Below are 13,256 nucleotides of genomic sequence, written 5' to 3' on the forward strand. Positions count from 1 at the left end.
TTATGGGCACGGCTAAAACAACGGATAATACCGGCTACATCAATTTTGAGCGCTATTTTGGAATTCTCACATGGAAATTAAGGTCAACTTTCTCGATAAGCTTCGTCTTGAAGCCAAGTTCGATGATTTCACGGTGGTGGCCGACCAGCCTATCCGCTATAAGGGCGATGGCTCGGCGCCCGGTCCTTTCGATTACTTCCTGGCTTCATCGGCCTTGTGCGCGGCTTACTTCGTCAAGTTGTATTGCGTAACGCGCAACATCCCCACCGAGAATATCCGCCTGTCGCAGAATAATATTGTCGATCCGGAAAACCGCTACCAGCAGATTTTCAAGATCCAGGTCGAGCTGCCGGAGGATATCTCCGCCAAGGACCGCCAGGGCATCTTGCGCTCCATCGACCGTTGCACGGTGAAGAAAGTGGTGCAGGCCGGGCCCGAGTTTGTGATTGAAGAGGTGGCGAATCTGGACGCCGACGCGCAGGCCCTGCTGATGGTGAATCCGGCTGCCGACGCCAGCACCTATATCGCCGGCAAGGATCTGCCGCTGGAGCAAACCATCGCCAATATGTCGGGCGTCCTGGCGGCCTTGGGCATCAAGATTGAAATCGCTTCGTGGCGCAATATCGTTCCCAATGTGTGGTCGCTGCATATCCGCGACGCCCACTCGCCGATGTGTTTCACCAATGGCAAGGGCGCGACCAAGGAAAGCGCGCTGGCGTCGGCGTTGGGCGAGTATATCGAGCGGTTGAACAACAACCATTTCTATGCCGGTGCGTTTTGGGGCGAGGACATCGCCGACGCGGCGTTTGTCCATTACCCGAACGAGCGCTGGTTCAAGCCTGGCCGCAAGGATGCGCTGCCGGCTGAGATCCTGGATGCGTACTGCCTGCGCATCTACAATGCCGACGGCGAGCTGCGCGGCTCGCATCTGGTCGATACCAATTCCGGCAATGTGCAGCGCGGCATCTGCTCGCTGCCGTATGTGCGGCAGTCGGACGGCGAGGTGGTGTACTTCCCGTCCAACCTGGTCGAGAACCTCTACGTCAGCAATGGCATGAGTGCCGGCAACACGCTGGTCGAGGCGCAGGTGCAATGTCTGTCGGAGATTTTCGAGCGGGCGGTCAAGCGTGAAATCCTGGAAGGCGAAATCGCCTTGCCCGATGTGCCGCAGGAAGTGCTGGCGAAATACCCCGGCATCCTGGCCGGCATCCAGGGACTGGAAGAGCAGGGCTTTCCGGTGCTGGTGAAGGATGCGTCGCTGGGCGGGGTGTACCCGGTGATGTGCGTGACCTTGATGAACCCGCGCACGGGCGGCGTGTTCGCCTCGTTCGGCGCGCACCCGAGCTTCGAGGTGGCGCTGGAACGTAGTCTGACGGAATTGCTGCAGGGGCGCAGCTTTGAAGGCTTGAACGATTTGCCGCCGCCGACCTTTGCCAGTGAGGCCGTGACGGAGCCCAATAACTTTGTCGAACACTTCATCGACTCCAGCGGTATCGTGTCGTGGCGCTTCTTCAGCGCCAAAGCCGACTACGATTTTGTCGAGTGGGACTTCTCCGGCAATGGCGAGAACTCCAATGCCGAGGAAGCGGCGACCTTGTTCGGCATCCTCGAAGACCTGGGCAAGGAAGCCTACATGGCGGTGTATGACCAGCTGGGGGCGACCGCCTGCCGGATCCTGGTGCCGGGTTATTCGGAAGTGTATCCGGTAGAAGATTTGATCTGGGATAACACCAACAAAGCGCTGTTGTTCCGCGCCGATATCTTGAACCTGCATCGCCTGGACGACGCCAGCCTGGAAGCGCTGCTGGATCGCCTGGAGAACAGCGAGCTGGATGAGTACGGCGATATCGCCACATTGATCGGCATCGAATTTGACGAGAATACGGACTGGGGCCAGCTGACGGTGCTGGAGTTGAAGCTGCTGATTCATCTCGCCTTGCAGCAATTGGAGGAGGCGCATGAGCTGGTGGGCGCCTTCCTGCAGTACAACGACAACACGGTCGAGCGCAGATTGTTCTACCAGGCCTTGAATGTGGTGCTGGAGGTGGCGCTGGACGACGACCTGGAACTGGACGACTACGTGGTCAATTTCCGCCGCATGTATGGCAATCCCCGGATGGACGCGGTGATGGGCTCGGTGGACGGCAGCGTGCGCTTCTTCGGCTTGACGCCGACCAGCATGAAGCTGGAAGGGCTCGACAGGCACCAGCGCCTGGTCGACAGCTACAAGAAATTGCACATCGCGCGGGCCAACGCGGCGTCCTAGCTTATTTTGCAACGGTTGCGGCCGGCCGCCTGCGGGCGTGCGCTGAGCCGGAGGGCTTGGCGTGCGCATTTGCGCTGCTGCGCTGCACAAGCGGCCTGTACTTCGCTATAATTACGCGGTTAAACATTCGATAGCACTCCACGAGGAAACCCCATGAGCTTGAATAAAGTGTCTGCTGGCAAAGATTTGCCTAACGATTTCAACGTCATCATCGAAATCCCGATGAACGCCGATCCGATCAAGTATGAAGTTGACAAGGAATCGGGCGCGATCTTCGTCGATCGTTTCATGGGCACCGCGATGCACTACCCATGCAACTACGGCTACGTGCCGAACACCCTGTCCGACGACGGCGACCCGGTCGACGTGCTGGTGATCACCCCGTTCCCGCTGATCCCGGGCGTGGTGGTGCGCTGCCGTCCTATCGGCGTGCTGAAAATGACCGACGAATCCGGTGAAGACGCCAAAGTCCTGGCCGTGCCGGTCGACAAGGTCCTGTCGATCTACAGCCACTGGCAGAAGCCGGAAGACTTGAACGAACTGCGCCTGCGCCAGATCCAGCACTTCTTCGAGCACTACAAAGACCTGGAAAAAGGCAAATGGGTCAAGATCGACGGCTGGTATGGCCCGGAAGAAGCCAAGAAGGAAATCCTGAACGGCGTCGCCTCCTACCAAAAAGAAGCCCCGGCAGCGTAATCGGCGCCGCCAGGCAAAAAGCCCCGCAAGGGGCTTTTTTTTTATTCGCGCGGTTCGCCGGACGCGGCCTCGGCCTCGCGCCGCAGCCGCGACATGTATTGCGGCGTGATGCCCAGGTAGGAGGCGATGGCGCGCTGCGAGATGCGCGCCTCCAGTCCCGGATACTCTTCGCGGAACGCCGCCAGCCGCTCGTGCGCCGAGGTCTCGCCGTTGGTGTAGGCGCGCTGCGCCAGGCGCTGCAAGCCGTGCATGGCGATATTCAGGTGATAGTGCTGCATCACCTCATGCTGCGCGCGCAGTTCGCAAGCCGCCTTCCACTCCAGCGTGAAGCCATGGATGGGCGTCTCGGCGACCAGGAACTGCACCGACGGCTGGCCGGTCTCACCGTTGATCAGGTCGGTCAGCGTGGTGGCCGATTCGCCCTCGCGGTAAAAGCGCAAGGTCATCTCGACGCCGTCGCGATTGAAGAAGCCGCTGCGCGCGACGCCGCTGGCCAGCCAGTGCACCTGGGTGGCCGGCACGCCGGCCCGCTGCAGGTACTCGCCCTTGCGCACGTGAAAAGGCTTGGCGATGGTCGCCAGCAGGTCGGTCACATTGCTGTACGACTCTTCGCTGACGTCGATACGCTTCATCGTGGCGGATTTGAAGCGGTTACGTTGTTTTATAAAATCTGCATTCATGCTTTGTTTTGCCACGTTCCTAGAAAACCATCCCAAGGGGCATAGAGTATAGGCCCGATTGAAATTGCTGTGAAGCAAACTGGTTTCATCCGAAGGTAGATAGTTGGTACCGATACCATTCTAACGCCGGATCGAAAGATGCGCTTTCTATGGAATCTTTCGTTTAGCTGGTCTTGAACGGCACGTGCTCGGCCAGTTCGTCGATGTAGTCGTCCATGGCCGCCGTTTCCTGGGCCAGGAAATCGGCGATGGCGTCGGCGAAACGCTCGTCCGCCACCCAGTGCGCGGACCAGGTCGGCGTCGGCACCAGGCCGCGCGACATCTTGTGGACGCCCTGCGCGCCGCCTTCAAAGCGGTCTATGCCATGCCGGATGCAGTAGTCGATCGATTGCACGTAGCAGGTTTCGAAGTGCAGGCCGGAGATGAATTCCCGCGTGCCCCAGTAGCGGCCGTACATGATGTTGCCGCCGACCAGATTCAGCGCCACCGCGACCGGCTGGCCTTCGCGCCTGGCCAGCACGATCATCAGGCTGTCCGGCACCTGCGCCAGCAGGCGCTCGAAGAACTTCCGCGACAGGTAGGGCTTGGAGTAGTGCGCCTCGTAGGTCGATACGTAGCAGCTGTAGAAGAAGCGCAGCACCTCGGTCGTGATCTCGCGGCCGGCCAGGTGTTCGAACGTCACGCCGGCATCGAGCACGCGGCGGCGGTCCTGGCGGATCTTCTTGCGCTTGTCCATCTTGAGGCTGGCGAGGAAGGCGTCGAAATCCGCATAGCCGGGATTGTCCCAATGGAACTGCACGCCTTCGCGCAGCATGAAGCCGGCGTCGGCCAGGGCTTGCTTGTCCTGCTCGTCGGGGAACAGGATGTGCAGCGACGAGGTGCCCAGCTGCCTGGCCACCTGCAGCGCGGCGCGCGCCAGCAAGCGGCGGTCTTCCTGCGTGCGCGCCAGCAGCCGGCCGCCGGTCACCGGCGTGAACGGCACGGCCGACAGCAGCTTGGGATAGTAGGGCACGCCGTGCCGATGGAAGGCGTCGGCCCAGGCGTGGTCGAACACGTATTCGCCGCGGCTGTGCTCCTTGAGGTACAGCGGCATGGCGGCGTGCAGCACGCCGTCGCGATGCAGCACCAGGTAGCGCGGCGACCAGCCGGTGCGGTCGGATGCGCAGCCGGTCTCGTGCAGCGCGTGCAGGAAGGCGTAGGCCAGCGTCGGGTTGTCGCCGGCCAGCGCCTGCCATTGCTCCGGCGCCACGCTGTCCAGTGAATCGATGATCGAAAACTCCGCTTCTGCCACGCCTGCCTCCAGCCTTTGATATAGCCGCAAGTCTAGCTTATCTGGCGATGTTTCGTTGGCGGCAAGAATGGCGATCCCCGTGCGATAATTCGATTTTGTTCCTCGCGCGTCCGAAAGACTTCCCATGGCCTCGAACTTCTTCAATCTGTACACGCACGACTTCGCCCGCGTCGCCATCGCCGCGCCGGTGTGCCGCATCGCCGATCCGGCCTACAACGCCGAACAGACCATCGCGCTGGCCGAACAGGCCGCGGCGCAGGGCGCGGCGCTGGTGGCGTTTCCCGAACTGGGGCTGTCGGCCTACACCTGCGACGACCTGTTCCACCAGCGCGCCTTGCTGGACGGCTGCCTCGATGCGCTGGACGCCATCGTCGCCGCCTCGGCGGACTGGAAGATGGCGATCGTGGTCGGCGCGCCGCTGCGCGTCGAGCACCAGCTGTACAACTGCGCGGTGGTGATCGCCGGCGGCCAGATCCAGGGCGTGGTGCCGAAGAGCTACCTGCCCAACTACGGCGAGTTCTACGATGCGCGCCAGTTCAGCAGCGGCGACTACGCGGTCGCCACCGAGATCGACCTGCTGGGCGAGCGCGTGCAGTTCGGCTCCGGCCTGCTGTTCGAGGTGGCCGACATGCCGCTGTTCAAATTCCACGTCGAGATCTGCGAAGACGTGTGGGTGCCGATTCCGCCGTCGTCGTTCGCGGCGCTGGCCGGCGCCACCGTGCTGGTCAACCTGTCGGCCTCGAACGCGCTGGTCGGCAAGGCCGGCTACCGCAACCAGCTGGTGTCGCAGCAATCGGCGCGCTGTATCGCGGCCTATCTGTACACCTCGGCCGGCGGCGGCGAATCGACCACCGACCTGGCGTGGGACGGGCAGGGCGTGATCTGCGAAAACGGCGAGCTGCTGGCCGAGGCCAGGCGCTTCGTCGACGAGCCGACGCTGACCTTTGCCGACATCGACCTCGAGCGCCTGTCGCGCGAACGCATGCGCATGAACACCTTCGCGCAATCGGTGCAGCGCCATGCCGGCGAGGTGGGCAAGTTCCGCACCGTGTTCTTCCAGCTGGAGATCGAGCGCGAGCAGACGCTGGCGCTGAAGCGCTGCGTCGAACGCTTCCCTTACGTGCCGGCCGATGCGCGCCGCCGCGACGACCGCTGCAACGAGGTCTACAACATCCAGGTGCAGGCACTGGCGCAGCGCCTGACCAGCAGCGGCTTGAAGAAGGTCGTGATCGGCGTCTCCGGCGGCCTCGATTCGACGCACGCGCTGCTGGTCTGCGCGCGCGTGATGGACAAGCTCAAGCTGCCGCGCACCAACATCCTGGCCTACACCATGCCCGGCTTCGCCACCAGCGAGCGCACGCTGGACCAGGCGCACGCGCTGATGAAGCTGGTCGGCTGCGCGGCGCAGGAAATCGATATCCGCCCGAGCTGCATCCAGATGCTCAAGGACCTGAACCATCCTTATTCCGAGGGCAAGGAACAATACGACATCACGTTTGAAAACGTCCAGGCCGGCGAACGCACCAACCACCTGTTCCGCCTGGCGAACCACCACGGCGCGCTGGTGGTCGGCACCGGCGACCTGAGCGAGCTGGCGCTGGGCTGGTGCACCTACGGCGTGGGCGATCACATGTCGCACTACAACGTCAACGCCAGCGTGCCGAAGACGCTGATCTCGCACCTGGTGCGCTGGGTCGCCGAGTCCGGCGTGATCGGCCGCAACGACGCGCAGGTGCTGCTCAACATCCTGGCCACCGAGATCAGCCCCGAGCTGGTGCCGGGCACGGCGGACGGCCAGCCGGAGCAGCGCACCGAGAGCACCATCGGCCCGTACGAGCTGCAGGACTTCAACCTGTACTACGTGCTGCGCTTCGGCTTCGCGCCGTCCAAGGTGGCCTTCCTGTCGCACACGGCCTGGAAGGACAAGGAGCAGGGCCGCTGGCCGGACGGCGACCACGTCACCCGCAACCAGTACGACCTGGCGGCGATCAAGCAGAACCTGGGCATCTTCCTGGACCGCTTCTTCCGCACCAGCCAGTTCAAGCGCAGCTGCGTGCCGAACGCACCGAAGGTGGGCAGCGGCGGCTCCTTGTCGCCGCGCGGCGACTGGCGCGCGCCGAGCGATGCGCAAAGCGTTGTATGGTTGGAAGAATTACGCTCCATTCCGGTGCAGGATTAAAGGATTTAGCGTCGATACGCAGACGTTGATGGACAGCGCCTGCACGTCGATTACAATATGATGGATGGCTAGCGGTTCGCCCGGCTACAGATTTTCGATTTACATAAGGAGAAGTCATGAAACAGATTACCGCTGTGATCAAGCCGTTCAAATTGGACGAAGTGCGCGAAGCGCTGGCTGAGGTCAATGTCACCGGCTTGACCGTTACTGAAGTTAAAGGCTTCGGCCGTCAGAAAGGTCATACCGAGCTGTATCGCGGTGCCGAGTACGTGGTCGACTTCCTGCCGAAAGTGAAAGTCGAAGTCGTGGTCGACGACGGCGTGGCCGAACAAGTCGTGGACGCCATCATCAAGGCTGCCCGCACCGGCAAGATCGGCGACGGCAAGATCTTCGTGCAGAACGTCGAGCAGGTGATACGCATCCGTACCGGCGAAACCGGCGCAGAGGCGGTCTAAGCTAGCTGCTTTTTCGCCTTAGTTGAAAATGCCGGTTGATCCGGCATTTTTTTCATATCCTTGCTTGGTTATATTAGTTCGAGTTTTCTAGGTGGATTAGTAATATAGACGGACTGTCCATCCACTGAGAGCCCGTGTCATGACCAAGCATGCCTATCAAATCGTCGCCCTGTCCCTGCTGTCCATCGCCGCCAATCTGCGCGCCGCGCCCAGCGTCTATCCCACCGGCGTCACCCGTTATGACACCGCCACCGCCTACAACAGCTATGTGATCTTCAGTGGCCAGGACAAGAAAACCCATCTGATCGACATGAACGGCAACGAGGTGCACCGCTGGGACGCGGAAGGTTTCCCGCCGGTGTTGCTGGACCCGGCGCTGACCGGCGGCAAGCGCGGCAACGTGCTGGTGCAGCTGGCCAGCGTGACCGGCACCTCGAACGAGGGCAACGGCCTGCGCAACCAGGCGATCGGCGAGTTGGACTGGGATAGCAACGTGGTCTGGCAATGGGGCGCGGCCGGCGCTGCGCAGGATGCGTACGCGGCGCCGGTCGAGGGCAAGGCGCCGGCCCAAGTGCCGGGCGGCAGCGCCAAGCAGCACCACGACTGGCGCCGTCTGCCGAACGGCAATACGCTGGTGCTGGCCAACCTGGTGCATCCGGTCAAAGGCTTCGCCGCGCCGCAAGTGCTGGACGATGTGATCTACGAAGTGAGCAAGCAGGGCGACGTCGTCTGGAAATGGGTGGCGTCCGAACACCTGGACGAATTCGGCTTCTCGCCGGCGTCGCTGAAGCTGGTCAAGGATGGCTACTCGCCGCGCGGCAAGGCCGCGCCGTTCGACTACCTGCACATCAACAATATGTCGGTGCTGGGCCCGAACCGCTGGTTCGATGCCGGCGACCAGCGCTTCCATCCCGAGAACATCCTGATCGATTCGCGCGAGGCCAACTTCATCGTCATCCTCGACAAGAAGACCGGCAAGGTAGTGTGGAACCTGGGGCCGGATTATCCGGCGCAGGTGCGCGGCCCGCGTGTGTTGCCGCGGCCAGTCGACCAGATCATCGGCCAGCATGACGCCCACCTGATCGAGCCCGGCCTGCCTGGCGCCGGCAATCTCCTGGTGTTCGACAACCAGGGCGAGGCCGGCTATCCGCGCGTCAGCGTCGGCGTGCAGCCGCGTTCGCGCGTGCTGGAGATCGACCCGGTCAAGAAGCAGATCGTGTGGGAATACACGGGTGGCGATTCGAATGGCCCCGAGTGGAGTTTCTACAGCTCCTTCATCAGCAGCGCGCGCCGCCTGCCCAACGGTAACACCCTGATCGATGAAGGCATGAACGGCCGCATCTTCCAGGTCACGCACCAGGGCGCCATCGCCTGGGAATACGTCAGCCCGTACTTCGCGCCGACGCCGGTCGCCGGCGCCGGCAAGCCGGTGCTGAGTAATTGGTTGTACCGCGCCCAACCGGTGCCGTACAACTGGGTGCCCGAAGGCACGCCGCGCTCCGAAAAAGCGGTCACGCCGCCGGAGCCGGGAAAATTCCGCGTAGCCACGAACTAAGCGCAAGCACCTCTCTATAAAACCAAGAACGCGCCGGCCTTCACGCCGGCGTGCGGGGCGGCTCACGCCCGTTTTTCTACACGGAACCTATATGCAACAGAACAAACTCGCCGCCGCCGTCGCCGCGGCCTACGGACTCCTGCTGGCCGCCGTGCCGGCAGCCCACGCACAAAACGCCGCCGCGCTGGGCGTCTCAGCGGTGTCCGGCGTCGCCGCCGACGAGGCGCAACAGTCCGGCGCCGGCGCAAACACCGCCGGCGCCGCCGATGCTTCGCTGGAAGTCATCGCCCGCGTCACCGTCGCCACCCGCCGCCGCAACGAAACCTCGCAAAGCGTGCCGACCACGATGAGCGTGCTGGACGCCAAGAGCCTGGAAGACAACCGCATCTACCGCGTGCAGGACCTGCAGCAGCTGTTGCCCAGCACCACGGTCAACTTCGTGCACGCCCGCCAGCTGAGCTTTGCCGTGCGCGGCCTGGGCAACAACACCGCCAGCGACGGCCTCGAAGGCAGCGTCGGCCTGTACCTGGACAACGTCTACCTGGCCCGTCCCGGCATGGCCGCGTTCGACGCGCTCGACGTCCAGCAACTGGAACTGCTGCGCGGCCCGCAAGGCACGCTGTTCGGCAAGAACACCACCGCCGGCGTGCTCAACATCACCACCAGGCAGCCGACCTTCCGCAGCGAGAACAGCGCCTCGCTGTCGGTCGGCCAGGACCACTATGCACAGGGCAAGGCCAGCATCTCCGGCGCCTTTTCGGACACGCTGGCGGGCCGCCTGTCGGTCTACAAGACGCATGAAGGCGGCTACATCACCAACATCTACAACGGCAAATCGGTGCAGGGCGGCGACCGCGAGGGCTTCCGCGCCCAGCTGCTGTTCGAGCCGGACGCCAGCTTCAGCGCGCGCGTGATCGCCGACTACAACAGCGAGGATTCCAACAACGGCACGCTGCTGTTCTACAACGCAGGCCCCAGCGGCAAATTCCTGACCCAGGCCGCGCTGGTCGGCGGTCACCCGATCGCCGATTCCGCGCAACACCAGGTCAACCTGGACAACGGCTCGCATGTGAGCGTGCATCAGGGCGGCCTGTCGGCCGAAGCCAACTGGAAGCTGGACAACGACTACAAGTTTACCGCCATCAGCGCCTACCGCTTCTGGGACTTCACGCCGCGCAACGACGACGGCCTCGACGTGCCCGTGACCTTGAACGTCGGCGCGTTGACCCGCCACCGCCAGTTCACGCAGGAGCTGCGGCTGGCGACGCCGCAGGGCCGCGCGGTGGAATCCGTGGTCGGCGCGTATTACTACTACCAGAACCTGGACAACACCAACTTCACCTACAACGGCCCGCTGGCGGACAAGTTCAACGGCACCCCGGCCGGTGCCTGGAGCAATCTCACCAGCCTGGCGGATGGCCACCTGCGCGTCAACAGCTACGCCTTGTTCGGCCAGTCGATCTGGCACATCGACCCGAAATGGGACCTGACCGGCGGCCTGCGCGCCACCTATGAAGACAAGCGCGCCTACGAGATCCGCTACGCGCCGACCGGCGGCGCGGTGGTCACCGGCGCGGCGCTGGCCTCGCGCAACGCCCGCTACGGCGTGTTCGATTCCGGCGATGTGCGCCTGAACAACCTCAGCCCATCGGCGCTGCTGACGCTGGCCTACAAGATCGATACCGACGTGCTGGCCTTCACCAGCCTGTCGCACGGCGAGAAATCGGGCGGCATCAACCTGACGGTACCCGGCGCGGCGGGCGTGAATTCGCTCAAGGTCAACAACGAGAAGGCCAATAACATCGAGCTCGGCATCAAGAGCAACCTGTTCGAGCGGCGCGCGCAGATCAACGCCAGCGTGTTCGCCAACATCGTGCGCGGCTACCAGAACAATGGCTACGATGCGGCCACCAGCACTTCGTACATCACCAACGCCGGCGACGTCCGCAGCCGCGGCGCGGAACTGGAAACCACCTTCCTGCTGGCGCGCGGTTTCTCGCTGGGCGCCAACGGCGCGTTCAACGATATCAAATACCTCAAGTACACCAACGCGCCGTGCCCGCCGGAGATTGCCGCGACCTCGTGCAACCTGTCCGGCCGCCACGCGCTGGTCAACGCGCCGCGCTGGACCGGCAGCCTGAACGCGCAGTACGCGCACGCGGTCGCCGACCAGGTGGAAGGCTACCTCGGCGCCAATTATTCCTATCGCAGCGGCGTTTATGGCACGCTGGATGCGTCGGAATACTCGCGCATACCCGCCTACAGCCTGACCAACCTGTCGGCCGGCGTGCGCCTGAAAGCGGGCGGCGCCAAGTGGGACGTCTCGGTATGGGCCAAGAACGCGTTCGACAAGCTGTACTACACCAGCACCTGGAATTCCAGCTTCGGCGCCTACAACGCCGTGATCGGCACGCCACGCACCGTGGGCCTGACCGCCCGCGCAGATTTCTGATTGGAGACCAAGACATGAGCGACTCAACGACCAACAACGCCCGCCGCCGCATCCTCAAAACCCTGCCGGCGCTGGCGCTGGCCGGCGCTTTGCCGGGCGCCCTGGCCGCCGGCAAGGAGCAGCCGAACATCATCTTCATCCTGGCCGACGACCTGGGCCACGCCGACCTCGGCGTCTACGGCCAGACCGATTTCAAGACGCCGCACCTGGACAAGCTGGCCGCGCAGGGCATCCGCTTCACGCAGGCCTACGCCAACTCGGCGGTGTGCTCGGCCACGCGCTTCGCGCTGATCACGGGTCGCTACCAGTACCGCCTGCGCGGCGGCCTGGAAGAGCCGATCGCCGGCGCCTCCGACACCCTCGGCCTGCCACGCACGCATCCGACGCTGCCGTCGCTGCTGAAGAAAAACGGCTACGGCACGGCGCTGATCGGCAAGTGGCACCTGGGCTACCTGCCGACCTTCGGCCCGCTGAAAAGCGGCTACGACAGCTTCTTCGGCAACTACGGCGGCGCCATCGACTACTTCACGCACAAGCCGGGCGTCGGCCCCAACGTCAAGGAAGACCTGTACGAAGGCGAGGTGCCGGTGCGGCAGATCGGCTATTACACGGATTTGCTGGGCGCGCGCGCGGTGGACTTCGTGCAGAAGCAGCAGGCCGGCAAGCCCTTCCTGCTGTCGCTGCACTACACTGCGCCGCACTGGCCGTGGGAGGGGCCGGGCGACGAGGCGGTCTCGCGCGACATCGACAACATCTTCCATTACGACGGCGGCGACCTGGCCACCTACGGCCGCATGGTCGAATCGCTGGATGCGTCGATCGGCCGCGTGCTCAAGGCGCTGGACGAGAAGGGCCTGGCCGAGAACACCATCGTCATCTTCACCAGCGACAACGGCGGCGAGCGCTTCTCGAAAACCTGGCCGCTGACCGGGCAAAAGACCGAGCTGCTGGAAGGCGGCATCCGCGTGCCGGCCATCTTGCGCTGGCCGGCCAAGGTGACGGCAGGGCAGGTGAGCGATCAGGTGGCCATTTCCATGGACTGGCTGCCGACCCTGCTGGCCGCCGCCGGCGGCGCGCCGGATGCCGCTTTCCCGAGCGATGGCCAGAACCTGCTGCCGGTGCTGTTGGGGCAGGCCAAGAACAACGAGCGCACGCTGTTGTGGCGCTACAAGGCCAACGCCCAGCGCGCCATTCGCTCCGGCAACTGGAAATACCTGAAAATCGGCGGCAACGAATTCCTGTTCGACGTGGTCAAGGATCAGCGCGAACGGGCCAACCTGGCCAAGCGTCATCCCGAAGTCTTCACGCAACTCAAGGCGCAATGGGAGGCGTGGGATAAGGAGATGTTGCCAATTAGCCCCGATGTGCGCACCCACGGTGTGAGCGGAAATGTCCAGGCCGACCGGTATGGAGTTTCGCCAGCGGGAAGAATCCCCGATTAAAGTTTAATAGAACCTCGCTACGGCGAGGTTTTGTTTTAGGTCCCTGTGTTTAGCGGGTGCGGTTAAACAACCACATTTACGAAAATGGTATTTGTTCGGCGTTCGAATTAATGTTAGCTTTCGATTACTGGCACAAGCGGCCGGATATATAAAAACGGGAGACATGCAATTGAGAACGCTACAAGAAACGGCCATTGCCATGGCTGCGCCCCAACTCGTCCTGTCCTGGGCATATGCACA

General features: G+C 63.2%; 9 protein-coding genes. 7 read left to right on the forward strand and 2 right to left on the reverse strand.

What is annotated here, in order from left to right; all coding sequences use genetic code 11:
* The first annotated feature begins 70 nt into the window (after positions 1-70).
* Positions 71-2,266, forward strand: coding sequence for an OsmC domain/YcaO domain-containing protein (locus ACEN9F_RS29035; protein ID WP_413425848.1), 2,196 nt, complete (start codon positions 71-73; stop codon positions 2,264-2,266).
* Between the two features lie 153 nt (positions 2,267-2,419).
* Positions 2,420-2,962 carry an inorganic diphosphatase gene (gene ppa, locus ACEN9F_RS29040; protein ID WP_413425850.1) on the forward strand — a complete coding sequence of 181 codons (543 nt, stop codon included), beginning with the start codon at positions 2,420-2,422 and terminating at the stop codon, positions 2,960-2,962.
* A 41-nt stretch (positions 2,963-3,003) separates the two neighbouring features.
* Here ppa and ACEN9F_RS29045 read toward each other — a convergent pair whose 3' ends face one another.
* Complete coding sequence (locus ACEN9F_RS29045) at positions 3,004-3,642, reverse strand: Crp/Fnr family transcriptional regulator (protein ID WP_413425852.1); 639 nt, start codon at positions 3,640-3,642, stop codon at positions 3,004-3,006.
* A gap of 163 nt (positions 3,643-3,805) precedes the next feature.
* Positions 3,806-4,933: a GNAT family N-acetyltransferase gene (locus ACEN9F_RS29050; RefSeq protein ID WP_413425854.1), complete on the reverse strand. Its 1,128-nt coding sequence runs from the start codon at positions 4,931-4,933 to the stop codon at positions 3,806-3,808.
* 124 nt (positions 4,934-5,057) lie between these two features.
* On the opposite strand from ACEN9F_RS29050, the gene ACEN9F_RS29055 reads away from it, so the two are divergent.
* The 5 genes from ACEN9F_RS29055 to ACEN9F_RS29075 all read left to right on the forward strand — a co-directional run bounded on the left by ACEN9F_RS29055 (position 5,058) and on the right by ACEN9F_RS29075 (position 13,016).
* The gene (locus ACEN9F_RS29055) at positions 5,058-7,112 is read left to right on the forward strand and encodes an NAD(+) synthase (RefSeq protein WP_413425856.1); all 2,055 of its coding nucleotides are present in this window, start codon (positions 5,058-5,060) and stop codon (positions 7,110-7,112) included.
* Between the two features lie 116 nt (positions 7,113-7,228).
* On the forward strand, positions 7,229-7,567 hold the full coding sequence (locus tag ACEN9F_RS29060; RefSeq protein ID WP_020705920.1) for a P-II family nitrogen regulator: 339 nt from the start codon (positions 7,229-7,231) through the stop codon (positions 7,565-7,567).
* Between the two features lie 139 nt (positions 7,568-7,706).
* The gene (locus tag ACEN9F_RS29065) at positions 7,707-9,122 is read left to right on the forward strand and encodes an aryl-sulfate sulfotransferase (protein ID WP_413425859.1); all 1,416 of its coding nucleotides are present in this window, start codon (positions 7,707-7,709) and stop codon (positions 9,120-9,122) included.
* A gap of 91 nt (positions 9,123-9,213) precedes the next feature.
* Positions 9,214-11,574 (forward strand): TonB-dependent receptor, encoded by a 2,361-nt coding sequence (locus tag ACEN9F_RS29070; protein WP_413425861.1) that lies wholly within the window; start codon positions 9,214-9,216, stop codon positions 11,572-11,574.
* A gap of 14 nt (positions 11,575-11,588) precedes the next feature.
* Positions 11,589-13,016: a sulfatase gene (locus tag ACEN9F_RS29075; RefSeq protein WP_413425863.1), complete on the forward strand. Its 1,428-nt coding sequence runs from the start codon at positions 11,589-11,591 to the stop codon at positions 13,014-13,016.
* The last annotated feature ends 240 nt before the right edge of the window (positions 13,017-13,256 follow it).

Source organism: Duganella sp. CT11-25 (genome assembly GCF_047302815.1).
GTDB lineage: Bacteria > Pseudomonadota > Gammaproteobacteria > Burkholderiales > Burkholderiaceae_D > Rugamonas.

Coding starts and splice junctions, on each gene's coding strand:
- ACEN9F_RS29035 (WP_413425848.1), top strand. CDS start 71: ATGGAAATTAAGGTCAACTTTCTCGATAAGCTTCGTCTTGAAGCCAAG.
- ppa (WP_413425850.1), top strand. CDS start 2,420: ATGAGCTTGAATAAAGTGTCTGCTGGCAAAGATTTGCCTAACGATTTC.
- ACEN9F_RS29045 (WP_413425852.1), bottom strand. CDS start 3,642: ATGAATGCAGATTTTATAAAACAACGTAACCGCTTCAAATCCGCCACG.
- ACEN9F_RS29055 (WP_413425856.1), top strand. CDS start 5,058: ATGGCCTCGAACTTCTTCAATCTGTACACGCACGACTTCGCCCGCGTC.
- ACEN9F_RS29060 (WP_020705920.1), top strand. CDS start 7,229: ATGAAACAGATTACCGCTGTGATCAAGCCGTTCAAATTGGACGAAGTG.
- ACEN9F_RS29065 (WP_413425859.1), top strand. CDS start 7,707: ATGACCAAGCATGCCTATCAAATCGTCGCCCTGTCCCTGCTGTCCATC.
- ACEN9F_RS29070 (WP_413425861.1), top strand. CDS start 9,214: ATGCAACAGAACAAACTCGCCGCCGCCGTCGCCGCGGCCTACGGACTC.
- ACEN9F_RS29075 (WP_413425863.1), top strand. CDS start 11,589: ATGAGCGACTCAACGACCAACAACGCCCGCCGCCGCATCCTCAAAACC.